Origin of the sequence: Halomonas denitrificans (assembly GCA_019800895.1) — a bacterium.
Classification (GTDB): domain Bacteria; phylum Pseudomonadota; class Gammaproteobacteria; order Xanthomonadales; family Wenzhouxiangellaceae.
Window position 1 is genome coordinate 973,071 of the sequence record JAHVKF010000002.1, and the last position, 22,599, is coordinate 995,669.

The following is a 22,599-nucleotide window of genomic DNA, read 5'->3' on the forward strand; positions in this document are numbered from 1 at the left end:
CATGTTCTCCGGCGTGATCCGCTACGGCACCCTCCTCGCGGTCGTGGTGCTGATCGTCTGCGTACTCGGTGTTCTGGCCGCGCTGCGGATTCCGGTGCAGATGATTCCCGATCTGGAAGTCCGCGTGGTCAACGTCGAGACGCGGTGGCCGGGCGCAACACCGCAGGACGTCGAAAAGGAAATCCTGATCGAGCAGGAAGAGTACCTGCGCTCGCTGCCGAACCTCGAGCGGATGATTTCCTCCGCGTCCTACGGCCGCGCGCGGATCGACCTCGAGTTCCCCTTCGGCGTCGACATCAACGAGGCGCTGATCCGGGTCAACAATGCGTTGAGCCAGGTCCCCGACTACCCCGAGAACGTCGATGAGCCGAGCCTGGAGGCCAGTTCCTTCTCGCAGAATTCCTTCATGTATTTCTACGTCCGTCCGCTCGAGGGCAACCCCTTCGACCTGGACATGACCCTGATGCGCGACTTCGTCGACGACAACGTGCGCGTACGGATGGAGCGCGTTCCGGGCGTGTCGCGGGTCAACGTGCGGGGGGGCGCCGAGCGGCAGGTCCGCGTGCTGGTCGATCCGGCCGCGGCCGCCGAGCGGGGCATCACGCTCGCGGAAATCCGCAGCGCGATCCGCGGGCGCAACCGCGACGTCTCGGGCGGCGACCTCGAGGCGGGCAAGCGACGCTACCTGCTGCGAACGGTTGGCCGCTACGACTCCGTGGAGCAGATCGAGGACACGATCGTCGCCGTGCGCGGCGATGCCATCACGCGGCTCGGCGACCTGGCCGCGGTGGAGCTTGGGCATTATGAATTGCGCGATCGCTCGGCGGTCGACGGTCGAGAGAACCTGTCGCTGGCCGTCAATCGCGAGCCCGGGTCCAACGTCATCGACATCAAGCGCGCGATGCTGCCGGCGGTCGAGCAGATCAACGAAGAGCTGATGCGGCCCAACGGCATGGAGATCGGCCTGACCGCCGACGACACGGTCTACGTCGAGGCCTCGCTGGCCAACGTCTGGCAGAACCTGGCGCTCGGTGCGCTGCTGGCCACCGGCGTGATGTTCCTGTTCCTGCGCTCGGGCCAGGCCACGCTGGTCGGCGTCATCGGCGTTCCGATCTGCACCGTCGCCGCGTTCCTCGGGCTGGTCGCCGCCGGCCGGACGATCAACGTGATCTCCCTGGCCGGCGTCGCGTTCGCGATCGGCATGACGCTGGACAACAGCATCGTCGTGCTCGAGGCGATCGAGCGCAAGCGCCGCCAGGGCATCGAGAAGATGGAGGCGGCACTGGCCGGCGTGCGCCAGGTCTGGCCGGCGGTGCTGGCCTCTACGATGACGACGGTGCTGGTGTTCGCGCCGATTTTCTTCATCAAGCAGGAGGCCGGTCAGCTCTATTCCGATGTCGCGGTCGCGATCTCGGCATCGATCCTGGCCAGCATGCTGGTTGCGATCACCGTCGTGCCGTCGCTGTCGGCGCGCCTGTCGTTCGGGCTGAAGAAGCATGCCGAGACCGGGACCGCGCTGCGCGAGCGCATCGTCGCGGCGGTGAACTGGCTCATCGGCTCGGCGCCCCGACGACTGGCCACGATCGGGGCCACGTTGACGGGCGTCGTGCTGATTCTTTGGGCGCTGACGCCGCCGGCCGAGTACCTCCCCGAGGGCGAAGAGCCCAAGACCTTTGCGCGGATGATCGCGCCGCCGGGCTACAACCTGACGGAGATGACGCGGATCAGCGAGGAGCTGGAAGCGTATTTCCTGCCGTATCTCGACGGCGAGCCCGAGGCCTTCGAGCGCGGCGAGATCCCGGTTCCGCCGATGAAGTACTTCAACCTGTCCGTCGACCCCGGCGGCCTGCGGGTGATCACCGAAACCAAGGACCCGGACCAGCTCGGCGCGCTGATGGAGATCCTGACCGAGCGCTACGAGTCCTATCCGGGCATGCGCGCCTTCGCCAGTCGCGGGTCGATCATCTCGGGAAACGACGGCGGCACCCGCAGCGTCAACCTCGACATCACCGGCTCCGACCTCGCCGAGTTGTACCGCGTGGCCGAAACCGCGTATCGCTACGCCGAGGACGCGCTGGAGAATCCGCAGATCAATTCCTCGCCGGGCTCGCTGTCGCTGGACCAGCCGCTGGTCGAGATCCGGCCGGACTGGAACCGCGCCGCCGAGCTCGGCTTCAGCGCCGACAGCCTCGGCTTCGCGGTAGCGGCGCTGACCGACGGTGCCTTCGTCGACGAGTACTTCCGCGGTGACGACAAGATCGACGTATTCCTGTACTCCTCGGCCGGCAGCGACCGCGACCTCGCCGGGGTCGAGAACCTGCCCGTCTACACCCCCTCCGGCGCCGTCGTGCCGCTGTCGGCGATCGCCGAGGTGGTCGAGACGGTGGACACCGACTCGGTGCGTCGCCTGAACGGTCGGCGGACGGTCACGCTGAACATCATTCCGCCGCGCTCGATCGCGCTGGAGACCGCCGTCGGCATCGTGCGCAGCGAAGTCATCGATCGCATGCGCGCCGACGGCGAGCTGCCGCAGGCGGTATCGGTGGATATTTCGGGCGCGAGCGACCAATTGACCGAAACCCGCGCAGCGCTGGCCGACAACTACATCGTTGCCATCGTGCTGAGCTTCCTGGTGATGGTGGCGATCTTCAACCACTGGGGCTGGCCGCTGGTCATCCTGACCGCCGTGCCGCTGGGCGTTGCCGGGGGCATTGCCGGGCTGGCCGCACTCAACGCGGTCGGCGTGCGTCAACCCTTCGACATGATCACCATGCTCGGCTTCCTGATCCTGCTCGGCGTGGTCGTCAACAACCCGATCCTGATCGTCGACCGCACGCTGAACAACCTGCGCGACGGCATGGACGACATCGTCGAAGCGGTGCGCGAAGCGGTCGAGTCGCGGATCCGGCCGATCCTGATGTCGATGATCACCACGCTGTTCGGCCTCGCGCCGCTGGTGTTCATCCCCGGCGAGGGGACCGAACTCTACCGTGGGGTCGGGGTCGTGGTTCTTTCCGGCCTGCTGTTCGCGACGCTGGTCACGCTGACGTTTCTTCCGGCGCTTCTGGTCACCCTCCTCGGGTGGATTCCCCGTCGCACGGGGCCCGGCTGACGGGTCCGGGCAACCGCGCACTGCGGCATCGCGGGGTGCCGGAGGTCAGTCGGTCGTCCCCGACTCGAACCCGTCGCTGAGCATGGGCCCGTCCAGCGTCAGCGGCGTGGTCAGGCAGCCCGGGAAACTCGATTCGCGCTGGATCACGTGGCCGAGCATGCGATCGGGCACCCGCTGCGGGGCGTTGCCGTACTGGTGATCGAGACCGAGGGTCAGCGCGATGTTGGACATGCCGCCGGACTGCAGGTGGCAGTAACTCATCAGGGTTCCACTACCCTGGCCGGCCGGGCCGGGCAGCGACGCCGGGCCGGAATAGCAGCCGGCCTGCGCGCCGTAGCACTGGTCGATGTCGTTCGGGTTGCCGTCGATGCCCGCGTAGCAATGGGTGTGCGGCGAGCTGAAGTTGTGGCCGATCTCGTGCGACGTGGCCACGATGTCCCACACCGATTGCGGATTGGCCATGTCGAAGTTTCCTGCCAGGTTGCCGGTGACCCCGTAGTCGCCGCCGTAGAGGCCGCTGGGCGCCATCCCGGGGCAGCTGGCGCCGGTGTTGAACGCCCCCTGGCAGAGCACGCCGACCCAGGCAATGCCGCCGCCGAGATTTGCGCCGCTGAGAAAGTGGGCGAGGGTCCGATCGACGTCGTTGTTGTTCTCGTTCCAGTACGCACCGAACTCGCTGAGCCGGCAGCTGGCGCCGGTCTGCACCCATGGATCGTCGCCGGTCGTCCACAGGGACAGCGAAACGAGGCCCAGCGCCGTGTCGGCCTCGGCCTGGTAGATGGTGGAGGCGAATGCGATCAGGTCGGCGGCGTAGGCGGCAGCATCGTCGACGTTGCCGAACATCGAGTAGTACTCATGATCCGTTTCGAGTGCGACGCGGGCGGTGAAGCCTTCGATCGGCACGTCCTGCAGCACCGGCGTACCCTCGCGCTCGCCGGGCAGCGGGGGAGGCGTCAGGCTGGCGTCGTTGCCGCAGGAAAACGCGTTGCGCCGCGTATCCTCCGCGGCCGCCTGCATCGACAAGCCCCCTTCGGCAGTGCCGACCAGTGCGCGCAGGCCGTTCGCTCCGCGGACCAGTCCCCGCGTTGCGCCGTCCCTGCCGATGGCCAGGGTCACGCGGCTGCCGGGTTCGCCGACGATCCGACCGGTCAACCAGGTGCGATGCATGCGCAGCGGCACGGCATCGCCGCCGTCGATGATCAACGAGGCGTTGTCGGCGACCACCACCAACTTCGTCAACTCCAGCTCGGCCGGCGCGCGGTTCGAGCCGGACTGGCCAACGCCGGTCAGACGCAGGCTGGCGCCGAGCGGCAGGGCGTGGACGGTCGTGTGCCAGCCGTGCTCGGCAGCGTTCCGCTCGAAGGTGCTGGTGGCGTGGGCTTCGGAAACGTGGGCGAGCACCAGCACCAGGGTGGCGAACAGCGTGGTGGCATTGGACGAAGGAAGCCGGTCGAACAGCATCGGAACGAACCCCTTGATTGAGCGTCGGGTTCGAGCATAGACCAGCTGAAAAAGGGCTCCCCGCAGGTTTGCCCGCGGTTCGGGAAACGTACCGCGCGTTCACGGTAAAACCTTGATTCAGTTCGCGAAAAAAATTTTCCGCTCAGGTCTCGAGGCGGTCGAATTCGCGAATATTTATCAGCATTTCATGTAGATACGCCTCGAGCGCGTCGCGGTCCCGTGCCTCCGAAACGCGTCGGATGCTGTCGACGATGGCGATCCACCAGTTCATGTGCGTCGCGCTGAGCTGCGCGGCGACGGCGACCAGGTCACGCGCCAGCGACAGGGTCTCGTCGGCCTCGCGCTTGAGGGCCACGAGGCTGTCGATGTCCGGGTGGCTCGCTTCCAGTCGCGCCAGCATCCGGTCGACGAGCTGGGGTTCGGTTTCCAGCTGCCGCGACGAGGCCGGCTCCGCGTCGGGTTCGAGGAACGCGACGTCGAGCAGCGACAGGAGGCTGCGGAACGAGCCGCGCAGGCTCAGCAGCAGTTCCTTGCGGCGCGCCGATTCCCGCGACCGCTGGACCAGGGTCAGCAGGCCGACCAGGATGAAGCCCTCGAGGGAAAACCCGATCAGCTCCGGCAGCAGCGAGTCGTGGAACACCCCGCCGCCTTCGGTCGCGTAGAGCATCCACAGCAGCACGAGGCCGATCAGGCCGAAGACCACCATCGGTGCGAGGAGGAAGAAGCGGCTCATGCGCGGTCGGATCCAGGAGCGGTGCGGGGCGCGTCACCGGCTCCATCGCTGCTGTCATCGGCAAAGGCGAGCACGATGCGCGCGATCTTCTGCGCTTCTGCCCGACTCAGGTCCAGCGGCAGGTTGTCGATGTAGACCACGTGGTCGTCGCGCACGGAAACCGGAACGATCCGGCTCGGGTTCTCGGTGGCCTCCAGGCGGATGCGCTCGGCCGCCTTCTGCTCCTCGTCCAGCGCCGGATCGGATTGCGTTCCGCGCGCGAAATTGCGGATCCGCTCGCGCGCGGAGGGCTTGAAGCGGGCCGGCGAATCCAGCCAGTTGAGGTAGTCGGCCAATCCCTTCTTCAACCGGTCGCCATAGACCTCCAGCGTCTCGGGCCGGATGCTGGAGCCTTCGAGCTTGTGGAACCGCGACACCAGGACGTCGACGTCGAGCTCGCGGACGTCGGCGCGTTCGGCCGCGGTCAGCTCCCCGGCCAGGTGCTCGAGCGCGTTGCGCCGGGCGCGTGCGGTGGCCGGGTTGATCAGTCCTTCCATGCCGGCCTGCTTCAGGAACTGGCCCAGGGCCTCGGCGCTGTAGTCGGTTTCGCTCATCGGTGTCGGGCGCGTCGATCGAGGGGCCTGCGAAGAATCATCCGTTCTGGGGCACGAACAATCAAGGCCTCGCCGACGGCGCGTCGCAGCAGGCATGGATTCCGGCCATCGCTTCGCGCGCGCTCCACGGCGGGTTGACCAGCGCCATGCCGCAGCCGCTCATCCGACCGAGGCGCTGTTCGGGCCGGAACCGCACGCGCAGGTCGAGCCAGGCGTCCGGGGCCAGGCCGAGCCGGTCGGGCAGGGCATCCGGCGTCGTCGATCGGCCCTCGATCACCGGGTACCAGATCGCGTAGACGCCGTGACCGAACCGGCGCAGGGCCGCACTCAGCGCGACGACCAGGTCATCCAGCTCGCTCTTGAGTTCGAAGGGCGGGTCGATCAGGACCAGGCCGCGACCGGTTTCCGGCGTTCGCAATCCGGCCAGCGCCGCGTAGCCGTCGCCGGCGTGGATCTCGACCGCGCGGTCGCTTCCGAAGCGCGCGGCCAGCGCCTTCTGCTCGGTCGGGTGAAGCTCGCAAAGGGTCAGTCGGTCGACCGGGCGCAGCCGGTCGCGCAGCAGCTGGGACGATCCCGGGTAGCGCCGCAGGGTGCCGTCCGGGTTGTGCCGTCGCACCGCGTCCACGTAGCTCGCCAGTGCAGGCGGCGGGTCGGCCCAGACGGCGCCGATCCCGCGCTCGAACTCGCGATTCTTGCGCGCGAAGTCGTGGCCGAGGTCGTAGAGCGCGGGGCCGGCGTGGGTATCGAGAATCGAGATGCCTTTGGGCTTTCGCTGCATCGCGTCGACCACCGCCAGCAGCACCGCATGCTTGAAGACATCGGCGGGATTTCCTGCGTGGAAGCCGTGACGGTAGCTGAGCATGACGATCCGGAGGCGGCGACGTGACCGCAGATTATCGTTCAGACCGACTCGTTCGTCCGAGCCGACGGTGCGCCGGGCGCCGGGGCATGGTCGCGGAACGAGCAAGTCCGCTATCCTGAGCCGTCCCTTCTCGACGCCCCGCGATGCTCTCTTCCCTCGGCACCCTGTTTTCGACCCGTCTGCGGCGCTGGATTCCCGAACCCTTCGTGTTCGCGCTGGTGCTGACGGTGCTGGTCGGGGCGCTGGCCTGGAGCGCGACGGACCACTCCGTGGTCGAGCTGACCGGGCACTGGTACGACGGCTTCTGGATGCTGCTCGAGTTCGGCATGCAGATGGTGCTGATCCTGTCGACGGGCTTCGCGATCGCCCTGTCGCCGCTCGCCGCGCGCCTGATCGACCGGGTCGCCGGGCTCGCGCGGACGCCGGGCGCGGTCTACGTCCTGGTGCTCGTGGTCGGCGGCGTGTTCAGTCTCGTCAGCTGGGGCTGGGTGGTGCTCACGGCGGTGCTGGCGCGCGAGCTCGCGCGGCGCGTCGACGGCGTCGATTACGCCTATCTCGTCGCCTGCGTGTACATCTCGGGTCAGCCCTGGGTCGGCGGCCTGTCGAGTTCGATTCCCCTGCTGTTGAATACGGACGGCAACTTCCTGATCGAGAGCGGCGTGCTGGAAGCCACGATCGCTGCGTCATGGACGCTCGGCAGCGCATTGAACGCCGCGTACGTGGCGATGTACTTCCTGGTCGTTCCCGCGCTGATGTGGGTTCTGCGGCCTCGCGGCGAGCATGTCCGCCCGGTCGAAGAGCTCGCCGACGAGGGCGCGCGCGACGAGCTCGCGGTGGACGAGGAAGCCCGGTCGCTGCGCCTGGGCGGGGGCAGCCTGTCGGATCGCCTGAACAACGGCTTCGTCCTGCAGGCCGCGGTCGCGCTGCTCGCCCTGGCCTGGGTGGTGCGGCATTTCGCGGTCAACGGCTTCGACCTGGACCTGAACATCATGATCTTCGCGTTCTTCGCGATCGGCCTGCTCGTCCACCGCACGCCGATGCGCTACGGCCTGGCCATGAAGCGCGCCTGCGCGAACGTGTCCGGCATCGTGTTCCAGTACCCCTTCTACGCGGGGATCATGGGGCTGATGATGTTCTCCGGCCTGGGGGCGCTGGTGTCCGACGGGCTGGCCGGCGGCGCGACGATGGCGACGCTGCCGCTGATCGCGCAGTTCGCCGGCGCGGTCGTCAACTTCGCGATCCCGTCGGCCGGCGGCGAATGGGCCGTGATCGGGCCTTCGCTGACCGAGGCCGCCCTGAACGTCTCGGCGCACCTCTCGCCCGACGAGCAGCAGGCCTTCGTCGCGAAGATCGCCATGGCCGTGGCCTACGGCGAGACCTCGACCAACCTGCTGCAGCCGTTCTTCCTGCTGATCGTCCTGCCGGTGATGGGCGCCGGCGTCCTCATCCAGGCCCGTGACGTCATGGGCTACCTGGTGATCCCCTTCGTCGCGGTCTATGCGATGACCGCAGGTCTGTTGGCCATCGGGTGATGCGATTCCGTCGAAACCGAGCGAGATCCACGCGCGGCCGAGGGGACGACGCCGTCGATCGTGGCCCGGGACGGCAGCCCGGGGCTGCGTCCATCAACGCTGCGGCAGGTAGCGGTCCAGCGCGCGCTGCCAGCCGGGGCTGCGGGTGGTTTCGAGCAGTGCGCGGTTGATCGGCTCGCGCAGGGGGCTTCCCTCCGGCAGCACGAAGGCGTAGTCGAGCCGCTCGACGCGCTCCGGCAGCACCCGGAGCGACGATTCCTCCATGGCCCCGATCCGATCGATCAGCAGCGGTGCGTCATAGAGCACGGCGGGCACCTGCTCGGCGTCGACTGCCTGGAGCGCTTCGTCCAGGCTCGCGAACTCGACGGTTCGGAACCCGTTGTCGGCCAGCCATTCCGCGCTGGCCGATCCGGCCAGGGTGGCGATCCGGCGGCCTTCGAGGTCGTCGACGGACTCGATCGACGAGCCGAGTCGACTGACGGTCAGGCTGGTCGTGATCGCTGCGGTAAAGCCCGAGATCACGATGATCGCGGCGAACATCCAGATCAGGGCCACGACGCGCCCGCCGAGCGAGCGGGGCGACTTGTCGCCGTAGCCGACCGTGGTCATCGTGACCGCCGCCCACCAGAAGCCGGCGCCGATGCCCGGCCCGACCCGGGCATCGAATTCCTCCGGGTTGACCCGGCGCTCGAACAGCCAGACCAGCACGCCGAAGATCAGCAGCAGTCCACCGAGCGATGCAGCAACGGTCAGGAACTCCAGCGACAGGAAGCGCGACAGGACCGTCCACCAACCGCTCTCGGGGGCGCTGCGCACGGCCAGTCCCAGCCCCGAGGTATAGAAGGGATGGCTGAAGTCGAGCGTGCGCTCCCGTTCCGCGGTCACGGTGAAGGCGCCGAGCCCGACGTCGAAGCGTCCGGTGCCGGTTCCTGCGAGGACCGCGTCGAGCCCGGCCGGAACGTAGCGGTACGTCCAGTCGTTGCGCGCCGCCACGTCTTCCCAGGCGCGGATGCTCAGCCCGCGCCAGTCGTCGCCGTCGCGCAGGGAGAAGGGCGGCGCTTCGCGCACCCCGACCACGAGCTCCGGCCGCGTCTCGGCCTGCACTTCGCCGTCGCCGGACTGCGCGGCGGAATCGCTTGCCGTGAACAGGCCGCCGAAGGCGAGAACTGCAATCATCGCGATCCGCATGCTCGTTTCCCGATCTGGACAGGTCCGGGAACGTAGCACCCGGGTGGGAGCGTCCCGTGCAGGCGCGCGGCGACCCGAGGGCGAATACCGCGATCCGTCACGATCCGGCTTGATCCGGCGCGCCTCCTCGCGTCGGCCGATGTGCGGTTTGCTGGCCCGGCAGCATTGCTGCACCCATCGAGGGAACATCGACACGGGAGAATCGAAGTGCGAACGCGACGAGGGCTCGAACTGCGATTCATCCTCTCCATGATTCCCGGCATCGTGCTGTTGTTCGGCATCTTCTTTCTGATGGCGGCCGCGGTGGAACGAAGCGACAGCGGGTGGGCCGTTGCAGTGGTCGTCGCCGGCGGGTTGTCGTTCGGCCTGGGTCTTCTCCTGCTGCGTGCCGTCGTCAGGGACTGGCGCAGCCTGCAGGGCATCCGGAGACACGGCTTCGCCCCGGGGGAGCGCCCGGTCGACGGGCAGCCCGTGGCAGTCGAAGGGCGATTGATCTGCGACGATCCGCTGCAGGCACCGATCTCCGGTGTCGCCTGCGCCGCGTTCTTCTTCCGCCTGTCTCAACGGAAGCTCCGCGGAACCGGCAGCGACGGAGGCTCACGCAGCGTGGTGACTGCGGCCGGGATCTCGGTCCGGTCGTGCCGCCTGCAGGGGGCCGCGGGGACCTTTCCGCTGGTCGGCTTGCCCGAACCGGACCTCGACATGCGATCCAGCGGCGACGGCTCGGCCTGTGCCGAGCGGATGGCCGCGCTGCTCGACCGCGTGGTGCGGCGAGCCGAACTGGATCGCGTCGAGGGCGTCGAGGAGGAGCGCCTGGCCCAGCGTGCCGGCGCATTCGTGCCGGTCGACGATTGGCGCAGGCGCTTCGAGCATGCGCCGCCGGCCGATCGGGTGCGCTTCGAGGAGGAACTCGTTCCGATCGAGCGAACGCTCACCGTCCTCGCGGTCTACGACCGGGACGCAGGCGCCCTCGCGCCTGGCCGTGGGCCGTTCGGGCGAGCCATTCACGCCTACTCCGGAACACGATCCGAAGTCATGGCCCGCCTGGCCGACGAGTTGCGCCGCTTCGGGTTTCCTGCCGTTGCAATGGTGCTGATCGGAACCGGGCTCCTGGCCGTTCCCTTCCTGCTCGGCGGTTGAATCCGCCGTGCGCATCGAACCCTCGAAAGCGGATGCGGAGGCCGATCATGGATACGGCTTGCGACCCCTGTCCGGCAAGGTAGGATAGGGGCGCCGGCCAACCGCGCTCCATCCTGCGAACTCGGCCGCCCGGCAGCTGTCCACGAACACGGCCGCGAATCGCGCTGACCCATCGCCTCTCCATGAACGCACAACCCGTCGCGAAGCCGGTCTCCGGCATCGGTGTCCGATTCGGCCTGGCGATCGCGCTGGGTTGGGTGCTGCTGTACGCGATCGGACTGCTGGGCAGCCAGGCCGAACACGCCAGCCTGTGGTTCCCGCCGTCGGCCCTGAGCTTCGTCGCCCTGCTCGTCGTCGGCGCGCGCGCAGCGCCGTGGCTGCTGCTCGGGATCGTGCTGGTCACCCTATCCCCGCTGTCCTTCGAATCTTCGGAGGTCGACTGGCTGCCTGCGATCTCCTCCGCGTTCGTGTTCGGCGCGGCCCACCTGGCGAGCTACGGCGCATCCGCGCTGGTGCTGCGCCGCCTCGCGCGTCGTGCCGACCACAAGTTGCCGATGATCGTGATCGATTTCCTGCTGGTCGCGGTGTCGGGTTCGTTGCTGGCCAGCCTGGTCGGTCCGCTGGCCCTGATCGTCACCGGCCTGATGGAGCCCGCGGCCTTCCGGGGTACCTGGCTGGCGTTCTGGGTCGGCGACATGGTGGCCCTCGTGACCCTTGCGCCGGCGCTTGCCGCGTTCCTGCTGCGCAGAACGCCGGCCCCCCGATTCCGGATCGACCCGCTCGAGACCGATGCGAGTTCCCGGCGCACCCGGTTCCTGATCCGGCTGCTGACGAATGCGCTCGTCATCTCCGCCGCGATGATGCTGCCGGGCTGGCTCGGTACGCTGGAGAGCACCTTCGCGATCTTCGTGCTGCTCCTGCCGCAGATGTGGTTGACCTTCTCCGAGCACCCGCGGCGCACGGCGCAGGCCATGGCCTTCAACAGCCTGGTCATCGTCGGCTGGCTGTTCGTGCTGGATCTCGATCCCTACGTGTTCGTCTACCAGTTCGCGATCGCCATCATCGCCACCGTGGCCTACTTCGGCGTCGCGATCCCGCTGCTGGCCGAAGACAACGTCCGCCTGCGGGAAAGCGTGATGGTCGATCGCCTAACCGGCGCCGCCTCGCGCGAATTCCTCGAGCGCCAGGTCGCGCTGGAACTCCAGCGGGCCGAGCGCAGCGGATCGCCGCTCTGTCTGCTGGTCATCGATCTCGATCGCTTCAAGTCGATCAACGACGAGCTCGGGCACGCCCACGGCGACCGGGTGCTCGCCGACGTGAACACGGTGGTCCGTGACGTGCTTCGCTCCGGTGACGTGCTGGCGCGCTTCGGCGGCGACGAGTTCGTGGCCCTGCTCACCGGAACCGGCCCGCAGATCGGCGAGGAGGTCGCCGAGCGCATGCTCCGCGCCATCGCCGAGGTCCGGGTGGTCGATGGGCGCGAACTGACCGCCAGCATCGGCCTGACCGCCTACGTGCCGGGCGACGATTTCGCCGCGCTGTTCGAGCGCGCGGATCGCGCGCTCTACGACGCCAAGCGGTCGGGCCGCGAGACGCTGCGGGCCCGCTACGCGTGATCGATTGTCGGCCTGCATCGAAGGACCGAGACAGGACGTGAGATCGGCCGTGAACTCCGGCGCCCGATTCAGTCGCTGTCGACGCTTCCGCTACCTGCTGTGGCGCGAATGGGCCCCCGAGCGACCCTCGGTGATGATGATCGGGCTGAATCCGTCGACGGCCGACGCGCAGCGCGACGACCCCACGATTCGCCGCTGCATCGGCTTCGCCCGCGACTGGGGCTTCGGTGCCGTGAAGATGCTCAACCTGTTCGCGTTCCGCGCCACCTATCCACGGGACCTGAAGGCCGCCGCCGACCCGGTTGGACCGCGCAACGACCGCTGGCTGAAGAGCGTGGCCCGGGACAGCGCGCGCGTCGTGGCCTGCTGGGGCAACGACGGTCGTTTCATGGACCGCTCCCGCCACGTGCGTTCCCTGCTCGGCAACCGGCTCGAGGTGATCCGGTTGAATGCGTCGGGTGAACCGGCGCACCCGCTCTATCTGCCGCGCGAACTCCGGCCCGGGCCCTGGCGCCGCTGACCTCTCGACCGCCCCGACGAGGTTCCGGTCTCACGTCGGTACGCAAGATGGCCGCACCGGACGCAGGGTGGCCGCCGTGCGCACCCACGAGGCACGCACGGCATGGGTCGTCGTGGAGTCCCGGGGGCAGGGTCAGTCGAAGTCGGCGATGAGGCTTCTGCGGACGTCGCCGGCGATCTCGGTCGGCTCGTGCGGGTATGCGTCGTGCCGTGCGCCGGCGAGAATCCTCGCGCCCTGTTTCATGGCGGCAATCATCTCCGGGCTGAACTCGAAGCGGGCGAAGTGGACCGCCGAGGTCTTGTCGTCGGTCGCGCGCTCGAGGTCCTCGTTGACGATCGCATAGACCGGGTCGAAGCCGTCGACGCGGATGTAGATCGTGTTCTCGATGCCGTTGAGCTCCTGCAGCCGACGCCGCCGCTCCTCGATATCGACGTACTCGATCATGACCGTGGCCTTCCAGTTGCTTCCGTCGGGAATCAGCGGGTTGTAGGCGGCGAGTTCCTGCTCGATCTCAGCGGGCTCGAAGATTCTCTCGATGCGCAGCATTTCCTGCACCTGGTAGCGCATCGTGATCGCGTCCTCGAAGTACAGCGCGAGGTGCTCGCCGATCGGTACGCGACGACGCTTCTTGTGCGCCATCACGGTCCGGCGAATGGCCGCGCGCTGTTCCGCGTAGCGTTCGAGCGAGAGCAGGTCCTGTCGTTTCAGCCTTGCCATGAGCGGGTTCCCCATCCGTGGCTCGAGCAGCCGCGGCGGGGGCCGGGCGCGCGGTCTCGATTACCGGTCTCGATCGTCAGATGCCGTAGGCGATCCTCAGCAGGGTGATCGGGTTCGTTTCGGGGTGCGGCAGTTCGAGGTCCTCGGCCAGGTGCGCGGCGGCCATCGGGCAGTCGCTGGCGAAGCGATCGAACTCGATGCGCTCGAGCCGGCGGAGGGTGCCGCGCGCGATCTTCTTCGATGCGGCGTAGCTCTCGACGCGCACGCCGTAGGTCCCGTCGTGGCCCGAACAGCGCTCGACCGGCGTGACCGTGGTGTCCGGCACCAGTTCGAGGATCTCGCGCGTCTTGCCGCCGATGTTCTGCACCCGCTGGTGGCAGGCCGCGTGCCAGGCTACGCGGCCCAGCGAATGCTTGAAGTCGGTGTCGAGACCGCCCGCCCTGTGGCGGAGCGCCAGGTACTCGAAGGGATCGAAGATGTGAGCCTTGACCTTCTGCACGTCGGCGTCCTGCGGGTACATCAGGGGAAGCTCCTGCTTGAACATCAACACGCAGGACGGGATCGCCGCGAGGATGTCGTAGCCCCGGTCGATCCGTTCGACCAGCTGCGGAATGTTGGTCCGGCGTGCCCGGTCGACCGCCTCGAGGTCGCCCTGCTCGTAGCGCGGCATGCCGCAGCAGGTTTCCCGGTCGACCAGGCGGACCGGAATCCCGTTGTGCCCCAGTACTCGCACCAGGTCCTCGGCGATGTCGGGCGCGTTGACCGAGCAGTAGCAGGTCGCGAACAGGGCCACCCGGCCGCGGGTCGGGGGAAGCGGTTCCGCCTCCATCTCCCTCCGCCTGCGCCTGTTCATCCGCTTCTTCAGCGTGTCGCTGTGGTACTCGGGCAGCCGGGCGTCGCGGTGCACGCCGAGGGTCTTCTCCAGCATCCGCCGCATCGACGGCGAGCGGTTCAGCGCATTGACCGTGCCGGCCACCACCGGGATGCTCGCCAGCCTGCCGACGGCCGTGGTCGCGCCCAGCACCCGCCGGCGCAGCGGCGGCTTCTTCCGCCGGAAGCGCACCGCCTTGGCGCGCAGCATCAGGTGCGGAAAGTCGACGTCCCATTCGTGCGGCGGCACGTAGGGGCACTTGGTCTGGAAGCACAAGTCGCACAGGTAGCACTGGTCGACCACCGCCCGATACTCGCTCGGATCAACGCCGTCGATCTCCAGGGTCGGGGATGCATCGACCAGGTCGAACAACGTCGGAAACGCCTCGCAGAGGCTGACGCATCGGCGACAGCCGTGGCAGATGTCGAAGACGCGTTCCAGTTCCTCGTCCAGCGATGCCTCGTCCCAGAAGGCACCGTCGGTCCAGTCCAGCGGATGCCGGGTCGGCGCGTCGAGGCTCCCCTCGCGCATGCGCCGGGAGGTGTTCGGTCCGGACGGCGAGCGGTCCGGGGACGGGCCATCGTTCGAGACGCGGTCAGACGGCACGCGGATCCGCAGGCGTCATTCCAGTTCGTCCAGCGCCTTCTGGAAGCGATTGGCGTGCGAGCGCTCGGCCCGGGCCAGGGTCTCGAACCAGTCGGCGATCTCGTCGAAGCCCTCGTCGCGTGCGGTGCGCGCCATGCCCGGGTACATGTCCGTGTACTCGTGGGTTTCCCCGGCAATCGCGGCGGCCAGATTCTTGCGCGTGTCGCCGATCGGTTCGCCGGTCGCCGGGTCGCCGACCTGTTCGAGGTACTCGAGGTGGCCGTGGGCGTGGCCGGTCTCCCCCTCGGCGGTCGAACGGAACACGGTCGCCACGTCGTTGTAGCCTTCGACGTCCGCGCGCTGGGCGAAGTACAGATAGCGGCGATTGGCCTGCGATTCGCCGGAGAAGGCGTCCTTCAGGTTCTGCTCGGTCCTGCTTCCTTTGAGTTCCATCGTGGTCCTCCGGGTGGGGTGGAAGGGATCCAGGCTCCTTCGAATATACGCTGGCTTGCGCGGAGGATAGAAATTGACGGCATCGATGGCTGCAATAGCCGCAGCCTATCGGCGCTGCGAGATGGTGGCCTGAAATCGCGGTCCGGAATCGCAGTCTGGAATCGCAGCCTCGAATCGCGGGCCGATGACGCGGCCCGATCCCGTTTCCTGCGGCTCCGGCGCTCCTTCGGGCGATGTGGCCGGGGTCGGCATTCACGTGCGACCCGCACTATCGCTCTCCAGACCCGCGCCCCGGCGCGGACCGTACCCGAACCGAAAGGAAATCAGCATGAAGATCGACGTACTGAATCGCGACCAGGCCCCGGACGACTCCCGCCCCCTGCTCGAGCAGGCCGAGCGCTCGTTCGGCTTCGTGCCCAACATCCTGGGCACCATGGCCCACGCGCCGGCCCTGCTGGAGGGCTACATGACGCTGTCCGGAATCTTCGACAAGACGTCGTTCTCGACGACCGAGAAGCAGGTGGTGCTTCTGGCCGCAAGCGCCGAGAACGGCTGCAGCTATTGCACCGCGGCCCATTCGGCGGGAGCTCGCCGACAGGGGGTCGACGACGCCATCGTCGATGCGATCGAACAGGCGGCGGAGACCGGCGAGTCCCTGCCCGACGACCGCCTCGACCGCCTCTACCGCTTCACGAGGACCCTGGTCGAGACGCGGGGACGTCCATCGGACGACGATCTCGACGCGTTCCTGTCCGCCGGCTTCGAGCCTGCCCAGGTGCAGGAAGTGATCCTCGGGATCGGGCTGAAGACGCTTTCGAACTACAACAACCACGTGGCCGAACCGCCGGTCGATGACGCGTTCAAGGGCGTGGCGAGTTCCCGATAGCTCCGCGCAGCTGCTGTGGCGCGGTGCCACAGGCGCCCCGGTGGCCGTGGCTCAGGCGCCGAGCCGGTCGGCGATCGTGGCTGCCCAGACCGTGACGGCCAGGAGCATCAGGGTCATGACCATTGCCGAGCCCGCGTCCTTGGCCTTGCCGGAGAGGTCGTGGACCTCGACGCCGATCCGGTCCACCACCGCCTCGATCGCCGAATTGCCGAGCTCGGCCGCCATGACCAGGCCCCAGACGAACAGCAGCCAGGCGAATTCCGACCAGCTTTCGGCCAACCACGCCGCGAGCGGCACCAGGCCGACCATCACCACGCTCTGGAAACGGAACGCTGCCTCGTCGCGCCAGACCCGGACGTAGCCTTTCAGCGAATTCCGGGTCGCGTAGACCAGGCGCTTGAACTCGTTCTTCGGCGTGCCCGGTTTCATGCCGCCACGCCGTACGCGTCGAGCAGCGGCTCGAGCGCGGCTTCCCGGCCGCGGAATGCCTGCCAGGACTCGGTCATCGTCCGGCTGCCGCCGACGGCGAGGATTTCTTCGCGCAGCAGGCGGCCGGTCCTGCTGTCGAGCAGGCCGCGTTCGCGAAACAGCTGGAATGCATCACGGGCCAGTCGCTCGGCCCAGAGGTAGCTGTAGTAGCCCGCCGCATAGCCGCCGTCGAACAGGTGGCTGAAGCTCATCAGGTAGCGGTTGAATTCGGGCAGCGGCGTGACCGCCACCTCGTCGTGCACGCGGCGCATCGTGACCACCGGGTCGGCGGCGCCGCCGCGGTGGAGGGCCAGGTCGGTCAGCGCGAATTCCAGCTGGCGGGTCAGGGCGATCGCTCCCAGGAACTTGCGATCGTCGTTCAGCGCCTCGACCCAATCGGCCGGGAGCGCCTCTTCGGTCCGATGATGGCGGGCGAAGGCATTGAGGAACGCCGGCTCCCAGGTCCAGCCCTCGAGCAGCTGACTGGGCAGCTCGACGGCGTCCCACTCCACCCCCGAGATGCCGGCCAGCGGCGGCCAGTCGACCCGGGTCAGCAGGTGGTGCAGGCAGTGACCGAATTCATGGAACAGCGTGACCACGTCGTCGTGGCGCAGCAGGCTGGGCTGTCCCGACCTGGGCGCGCCGAAGTTGCAGGTCAGGTAGGCGACCGGCGCGCGGACCTCGTCGTCGAGGGCGCTCCGCTGCCGGCAGACGTCCATCCACGCACCACCCTGCTTCCCCGAGCGCGCGTAGAGGTCCAGGTACAGGCCGGCATCGGGCGAATTCGACCGGTCCCCGTCTTCGCCATCGACGGGGCGGACCCGGTAGAAGCGGACGTCCGGGTGCCAGCGGGCCACCTCGTCGTCGCGTTCGAAGCGGATGCCGAACAGCGTTTCGGCCAGCCCGAACAGTCCGGTCAGCGTGCGCTCGAGCTCGAAATAGGGCTTGAGCTTGTCCTGGTTCAGGCCCAGGGTCGCCTCGCGCATCTTCTCCGACCAGTAGGCGATGTCCCAGGGCTCCAGCGGGGCGGCAGCACCGTGGTCGACGGCGAACGCGGTCAGCTCCTTCAGCTGCGCTGCCGCCGTCGGCCGCGCACGGTCGGCCAGGTCGCGCAGGAAGCGCTCGACCGCCTCGGCGTCCGGGGCCATGCGACGCTCGAGCTTCAGCGAAGCGGCGTCGTCGTAGCCGAGGAGGCCGGCCTGTTCGCGACGCAGCGCCAGCATGGCCTCGACGACCGGCCCGTTGTCGTAGCGGCCGGCCTGCGGCCCTTCGCTCGATGCCCGCGTGGCGTGGGCGGTGTAGAACCGTTCCCGGAGCCCGCGGTCGTCGGCATAGGTCACGATCGCGTGGTAGCAGGGGTAGGAAAGATCGGCCAGGTACCCGTTCCGGCCGGCCGCCTCGGCGCGCGCGCTCAGCGTATCCAGTGCCGATTCGGGCAGGCCGGCCAGCGGTTCGGCGCCGTCGAAGTGCTCCGTGTAGCCCTCGGTGGCGTCGAGCACGTTGTTGCCGAAGCGATTGCCCAACCGGGACAGCTCGAGACTGATCTCCGCGAAGCGTTTGCGCGGTTCGTCGTCGAGGTCCACGCCCGAGAGTCGGAAGTCGGTCAGTTCCTCGGCGACCATCCGTCGGAAGGTCGCGGGCTGCCCGGCGAAATCGTCGCGCCGGCTCACGGCCTTCCAGCACGCGTACAGATCGCGGTTGTGGCCGCGCGCGGTGTAGAACGCCGTGATCCGGTCCAGGCACTCGCTGTAGGCCTGTCGCCAGTCGGGCGTGTTGTTCACGGCGTGAAGGTGGCCGACCGTCGACCAGGCCATGGCCAGGGCGTCGTCGGCCCGGACTTCATCGGCGATCGTGTCCGGGGTGGGCGGCAACCGGCCTTGGCCGATCCCGTCGATCAGGCGCTGGTAGTCGGCCAGCCGGGCCTCGATGGCCGGGAGGGCGTGGTCCGGTCGCACATCGTCGAAGCGCGGCAGCCCGGTGTCGAGCAGCGGATTGTCGTCGGTCATGATTCGCGTCCTTCCCCGGATCGCTTGCCGAGCAGGTCGTCCAGCTGTTCGTCGATGGCCTCGATCGCGCGCGTCAGGCGCCGGGGCTCGGGCAGCAGGGTGATCCGGAAGTGGCGTGGGTCGGTGATATTGAAGCTCGTGCCCGGCACGACCAGGATGTGGTGGTGTTCCAGCAGGTCCCGGGCGAAGGCGTGATCGTCGAATCCCGTGTCGGTCCGGACCGACGGGAACGCGTACATCGCGCCGCCGGGGGCAACCAGATCGAGGTGGCGGGACGCGGCGACCGCGTCGATGACCGCGCGGCGGGCCTCGTACAGGCGGCCGCCCTCGTCGGTCAGTTCGTGGATCGACTGGTAGCCGCCCAGGGCGGTCTGGACGGCCCACTGGGTCGGGACGTTCGACGACAGCCGCAGCGCGGCCAGCTTCTCGACCGCCAGCCGGTAGGCTTCGGCGCGCTCGAGGTCACCGGTGAACACCAGCCACCCGACGCGCCAGCCGCAGGCGCGGTAGACCTTGGACAGGCCGCCGAAGCTGACGCAGAGCGTGTCCTCGACCAGGGTCGCCATCGGCGTGAATGCCGCCCCGTCGTACAGGATGGCATCGTAGATTTCGTCGGAAAACAGCACCAGGCCGTGGCGCTCGGCGATCTCGGCCAGCTTCTCCAGCAGCGCCTTCGGATACACCGCGCCGGTCGGGTTGTTCGGGTTGATCACCACCAGCGCGCGCGTCCGTTCGGTGATCTGCGCCTCGATCGCCTCCGGGTCCGGCAGGAATCCGCTCGCGGCCGGGCAGGCGTAGTGGACGGCCCGGCCGCCATTGAGCACGACGGCGGCGGTCCACAGCGGGTAGTCCGGCGCCGGGACCAGCACCTCGTCGCCGGGCTCCAGCAGCGCTCGCAACGTCAGGTCGACCAGTTCCGACACGCCGTTGCCGATCAGCACCTGGTGGAACCGGGTGTCGACGAGGCCGCGTTCCTGGAACTGGATGGCGACGGCTTCGCGGGCCGGGAAGATTCCCGTCTGCGGGCCGTAGGCATCGCTGGACTTCAGGTTGCGGACGATCGCCTCGCGCATCGTTTCCGGGGCGTGCAGGCCGAACGCGCCGGGATTGCCGACGTTGAGGTGCAGCACTTCGTGGCCCTGGGCCTCGAGCTCGTGGGCACGGCGGGCCAGCGGGCCGCGGATTTCGTAGCGGACGTCGGCGACCCGGCTGGCAGTCTGGATCGGCCTGGATGGGGAGGATGAGGTCATGGCCGTATGATATCGCCCGCATCGGCCGCTCACGTCCTGCCCGTACCGGTGGGTGGAGCGCCACCGGCGGTCGCGATCGACGTCTTGATCGACACCAGGGTGCCCGCCGAGGCCGCCATCGACCCGACGTATTCGAACGAACCCGATCGATCGGGCTCGATCAACGATAATGCGGCCATGAGCGATCGAGATTCCGCACAAGAAGACGACTACGACCGGAACCCGCGGGCGGTCGTCGGCGATTCACCGATTCACGGCAAGGGCCTGTTCGCCCGGGTCGATCTTGCCGCCGACGACTACATCGGCACCTACGAAGGCCCGGAGACCCTCGAGGACGGCATGCATGTCCTGTGGCTATGGAACGAGGAGCGCGAGCGCTGGGAAGGCGTCGACGGCCGCAACGAGATGCGCTTTCTCAACCACGCACGTCCCGCCAATGCCGAGTGGTACGACCTGGATCTCTACGCCCTGCGCGATATCGAGGCCGGCGAGGAGATCACCTTCGACTACGGCGAGGATTGGGATTGAGGTTCCTGTTCACCAACGACTGATGATCCGAGAAGCGCTCTCGCAGAGACGCGAAGACGCGAAGACGCGGAGCGAAGCGAGAAGAATGCGCGCCCATGCGCGGTTCCCAGATGTTCATCGGAGGATCCTCGGGCTCCTGATTTTCCTTGGATCTGCGTTCATCCGTATTCATCCGTGTTTATCTGCGGTAAATGCCTTTCGAATCACCGCCACCAGGTCTGACGCGGTTGCGCTACCCTCCTGATTGCGTTCAAGCCCCTGTAGACCACCCATGAAAATCACTTCCTGGAACGTCAACTCGCTGAAGATCCGGCTCGAGCAGGTGCTGGACTGGACAGAGGCGAACCGGCCCGACGTGCTCGGTCTGCAGGAAACCAAGCTGACCGACGACAAGTTCCCCGTCGAGGCGATCGAGGCCGCCGGGTATCACGCGGCGTTCTCCGGGCAGCCGACCTACAACGGCGTCGCGCTGCTGTCGCGATCGCCTGCCGAAGACGTGCGGACCGAGATCCCGGGCTTCGACGACCCGCACAAGCGCACGATCGCCGGAACCTTCGGCGGTGTTCGTGTGATCAACCTGTACGTGGTCAACGGCAAGGCCGTCGGCGACGAGAAGTATGAGTGGAAACTCGAATGGCTGGAGGCCGTGACGCGCTGGATCGAGGCCGAACTGGCCGAACACGACGAGCTGGTCGTGATCGGTGACTTCAACATCGCCCCCGGCGACGCCGATGTCCATGACCCGGACGAGTGGCACGAGAAGATCCTCTGCTCGACGCCGGAGCGCGAGGCGCTGAACCGCATGCTGGATCTCGGCCTGACCGACAGCTACCGGCTCTTCGACCAGCCCGAGCGGGTGTACTCCTGGTACGACTACCGCCAGCTCGCCTTCCGACGCAAGCGCGGCCTGCGCATCGACCTGGCACTGGTTTCCGACGCGCTGAAGGACCGGGTCACGGCGAGCACCATCGACCTGGAGCCGCGCGCGCTGGAGCGACCGTCCGACCACGCGCCGGTGACGGTGGAGCTGGATCGCTGAGAACGGCAAAAGGCCGCGCGGTGGACGCGCGGCCTTCGTGACGGTCGGAACCGGGCGAGCGGCGCTCGCCCCGTCCGCTCAGCCCAGCAGCGCGTCCACGCCGCCGGTCAGGTTGTAGACCTGTGTGAATCCCTGCTTGCGGTAGTGTTCGGCCACGTCGAGGCTGGAGCGACCCTGGTTGCAGACGAACACCAGTGGCGTCTGCTTGTCGGCCTCGTTGAGCTCGGCCATCAGTCCGGCGTCGAGCGGGCGCGCGAATTCCAGCGGAGTACGGTCCCGGTCCGATTCGCCGCGCACGTCGACCACCACGACGCGTTCGCCGCCGTTGATCTTCTGCTGCAGCTCGTCCGGCGACAGCTCGCGAACCGGCGGCGGCGCGCCCGGCAGGTCCAGCTTCAGGCCCTCGCCGTGCATGTTGGTGACCCAGTCGATCCGGGCACCGCGCGCGCGCTGAGCCGATGCGAGATCCATCAGGACGGTCAGGTCGCCGACACGCGCCTCGATCTCGGTGCCGTCCTTCGGGCCGACCGAGAACTGCGCGTCCCAGTCCGCGCCGATCGAGAAGTGCAGGAACTGGCCGGGATAGTTGGCCAGGAACTCACCGATCTTCGCGGCGGCCTCCGGGGTGATTTCCATATCGGGCGGCGTGCGATCCGGCGCTTCGAGACCGAACAGGTCGTGGAGTTCACCGGCGTTGAACATCTCCATGACGATGTCGCAGCCCCCGATCAGCTCGCCGTCCACGTAGAGCTGCGGAATCGTCGGCCAGTTGCCGTAGGCCTTGATGCCTTCGCGGATCTCGTGGTCCTCGAGGACATTGAAGGAGGCGTAGCCGTCGGGCAGCAGCGTGTCCAGCGCGCCGGCGGTACGGGCGGAGAATCCGCACTGCGGCATCTTCGGCGTGCCCTTCATGAACAGCATCACCTTGTTGCCCTTGACCATTTCGTCGATTCGGTCGCGGGTCGCGGGAGCGAGGGTCTGGGGATCGGACATGCGGAATACCGTTGGCGTTCGAGTGGGAAGGGTCCGGGGCGCAGGA

20 protein-coding genes are annotated in these 22,599 nt (G+C 68.0%); 8 read left to right on the plus strand and 12 right to left on the minus strand.

All coding sequences use genetic code 11. The features are described from left to right. The first annotated feature begins 1 nt into the window (after position 1). On the plus strand, positions 2-3,112 hold the full coding sequence (locus tag KUV67_08360; protein ID MBY6204891.1) for an efflux RND transporter permease subunit: 3,111 nt from the start codon (positions 2-4) through the stop codon (positions 3,110-3,112). Between the two features lie 45 nt (positions 3,113-3,157). On the opposite strand, the gene KUV67_08365 is transcribed toward KUV67_08360, so the two are convergent. The 4 genes from KUV67_08365 to rlmJ all read right to left on the minus strand — a co-directional run bounded on the left by KUV67_08365 (position 3,158) and on the right by rlmJ (position 6,761). Next, positions 3,158-4,573, minus strand: coding sequence for a zinc-dependent metalloprotease (locus KUV67_08365; protein ID MBY6204892.1), 1,416 nt, complete (start codon positions 4,571-4,573; stop codon positions 3,158-3,160). 142 nt (positions 4,574-4,715) lie between these two features. Next, positions 4,716-5,306, minus strand: a complete 591-nt coding sequence (locus tag KUV67_08370) for a hypothetical protein (GenBank protein MBY6204893.1) — start codon at positions 5,304-5,306, stop codon at positions 4,716-4,718. Next, entirely contained in the window at positions 5,303-5,899 is a 597-nt protein-coding gene (locus KUV67_08375; GenBank protein MBY6204894.1) for a hypothetical protein, read from the minus strand. Before KUV67_08375 ends, KUV67_08370 begins: the two co-directional genes overlap by 4 nt. Positions 5,900-5,960: 61 nt before the next feature. Continuing rightward, on the minus strand, positions 5,961-6,761 hold the full coding sequence (rlmJ, locus tag KUV67_08380; protein ID MBY6204895.1) for a 23S rRNA (adenine(2030)-N(6))-methyltransferase RlmJ: 801 nt from the start codon (positions 6,759-6,761) through the stop codon (positions 5,961-5,963). 143 nt (positions 6,762-6,904) lie between these two features. On the opposite strand from rlmJ, the gene KUV67_08385 reads away from it, so the two are divergent. Next, the gene (locus KUV67_08385; GenBank protein MBY6204896.1) at positions 6,905-8,293 is read left to right on the plus strand and encodes a TIGR00366 family protein; all 1,389 of its coding nucleotides are present in this window, start codon (positions 6,905-6,907) and stop codon (positions 8,291-8,293) included. A gap of 93 nt (positions 8,294-8,386) precedes the next feature. On the opposite strand, the gene KUV67_08390 is transcribed toward KUV67_08385, so the two are convergent. Further along, a complete protein-coding gene (locus KUV67_08390; GenBank protein MBY6204897.1) occupies positions 8,387-9,469 on the minus strand; it encodes a transporter substrate-binding domain-containing protein in 1,083 nt (360 codons plus the stop codon). 219 nt (positions 9,470-9,688) lie between these two features. On the opposite strand from KUV67_08390, the gene KUV67_08395 reads away from it, so the two are divergent. The 3 genes from KUV67_08395 to KUV67_08405 all read left to right on the plus strand — a co-directional run bounded on the left by KUV67_08395 (position 9,689) and on the right by KUV67_08405 (position 12,757). Then, positions 9,689-10,621, plus strand: coding sequence for a hypothetical protein (locus KUV67_08395; protein ID MBY6204898.1), 933 nt, complete (start codon positions 9,689-9,691; stop codon positions 10,619-10,621). A 182-nt stretch (positions 10,622-10,803) separates the two neighbouring features. Beyond that, entirely contained in the window at positions 10,804-12,237 is a 1,434-nt protein-coding gene (locus KUV67_08400) for a diguanylate cyclase (GenBank protein ID MBY6204899.1), read from the plus strand. Positions 12,238-12,286: 49 nt separating this feature from the next. Beyond that, complete coding sequence (locus KUV67_08405) at positions 12,287-12,757, plus strand: DUF1643 domain-containing protein (protein MBY6204900.1); 471 nt, start codon at positions 12,287-12,289, stop codon at positions 12,755-12,757. Positions 12,758-12,889: 132 nt separating this feature from the next. On the opposite strand, the gene KUV67_08410 is transcribed toward KUV67_08405, so the two are convergent. The 3 genes from KUV67_08410 to KUV67_08420 all read right to left on the minus strand — a co-directional run bounded on the left by KUV67_08410 (position 12,890) and on the right by KUV67_08420 (position 15,383). After that, complete coding sequence (locus KUV67_08410; GenBank protein MBY6204901.1) at positions 12,890-13,474, minus strand: DUF3501 family protein; 585 nt, start codon at positions 13,472-13,474, stop codon at positions 12,890-12,892. A 76-nt stretch (positions 13,475-13,550) separates the two neighbouring features. After that, positions 13,551-14,876 carry a Fe-S oxidoreductase gene (locus tag KUV67_08415; GenBank protein ID MBY6204902.1) on the minus strand — a complete coding sequence of 442 codons (1,326 nt, stop codon included), beginning with the start codon at positions 14,874-14,876 and terminating at the stop codon, positions 13,551-13,553. Positions 14,877-14,966: 90 nt separating this feature from the next. Beyond that, positions 14,967-15,383 carry a rubrerythrin family protein gene (locus tag KUV67_08420; protein ID MBY6204903.1) on the minus strand — a complete coding sequence of 139 codons (417 nt, stop codon included), beginning with the start codon at positions 15,381-15,383 and terminating at the stop codon, positions 14,967-14,969. 328 nt (positions 15,384-15,711) lie between these two features. Between KUV67_08420 and KUV67_08425 the strand changes: the two genes are divergently transcribed. Further along, the gene (locus KUV67_08425) at positions 15,712-16,269 is read left to right on the plus strand and encodes a carboxymuconolactone decarboxylase family protein (GenBank protein ID MBY6204904.1); all 558 of its coding nucleotides are present in this window, start codon (positions 15,712-15,714) and stop codon (positions 16,267-16,269) included. A gap of 51 nt (positions 16,270-16,320) precedes the next feature. Here KUV67_08425 and KUV67_08430 read toward each other — a convergent pair whose 3' ends face one another. The 3 genes from KUV67_08430 to KUV67_08440 are packed head-to-tail and all read right to left on the minus strand — an operon-like array spanning position 16,321 to position 19,993. After that, positions 16,321-16,698: a diacylglycerol kinase gene (locus KUV67_08430; GenBank protein MBY6204905.1), complete on the minus strand. Its 378-nt coding sequence runs from the start codon at positions 16,696-16,698 to the stop codon at positions 16,321-16,323. Further along, the gene (locus KUV67_08435; GenBank protein MBY6204906.1) at positions 16,695-18,743 is read right to left on the minus strand and encodes a M3 family metallopeptidase; all 2,049 of its coding nucleotides are present in this window, start codon (positions 18,741-18,743) and stop codon (positions 16,695-16,697) included. The genes KUV67_08430 and KUV67_08435 overlap by 4 nt, the downstream gene beginning before the upstream one ends. Next, positions 18,740-19,993, minus strand: coding sequence for an aminotransferase class I/II-fold pyridoxal phosphate-dependent enzyme (locus tag KUV67_08440; protein MBY6204907.1), 1,254 nt, complete (start codon positions 19,991-19,993; stop codon positions 18,740-18,742). The genes KUV67_08435 and KUV67_08440 overlap by 4 nt, the downstream gene beginning before the upstream one ends. 84 nt (positions 19,994-20,077) lie before the next feature. On the opposite strand from KUV67_08440, the gene KUV67_08445 reads away from it, so the two are divergent. Both KUV67_08445 and xth read left to right on the plus strand, forming a co-directional pair. Then, positions 20,078-20,521 carry an SET domain-containing protein gene (locus tag KUV67_08445; GenBank protein MBY6204908.1) on the plus strand — a complete coding sequence of 148 codons (444 nt, stop codon included), beginning with the start codon at positions 20,078-20,080 and terminating at the stop codon, positions 20,519-20,521. 271 nt (positions 20,522-20,792) lie between these two features. Continuing rightward, positions 20,793-21,560: an exodeoxyribonuclease III gene (gene xth, locus KUV67_08450; GenBank protein MBY6204909.1), complete on the plus strand. Its 768-nt coding sequence runs from the start codon at positions 20,793-20,795 to the stop codon at positions 21,558-21,560. A 78-nt stretch (positions 21,561-21,638) separates the two neighbouring features. On the opposite strand, the gene grxD is transcribed toward xth, so the two are convergent. Next, positions 21,639-22,553 carry a Grx4 family monothiol glutaredoxin gene (grxD, locus tag KUV67_08455; protein ID MBY6204910.1) on the minus strand — a complete coding sequence of 305 codons (915 nt, stop codon included), beginning with the start codon at positions 22,551-22,553 and terminating at the stop codon, positions 21,639-21,641. Between the last annotated feature and the right edge of the window lie 46 nt (positions 22,554-22,599).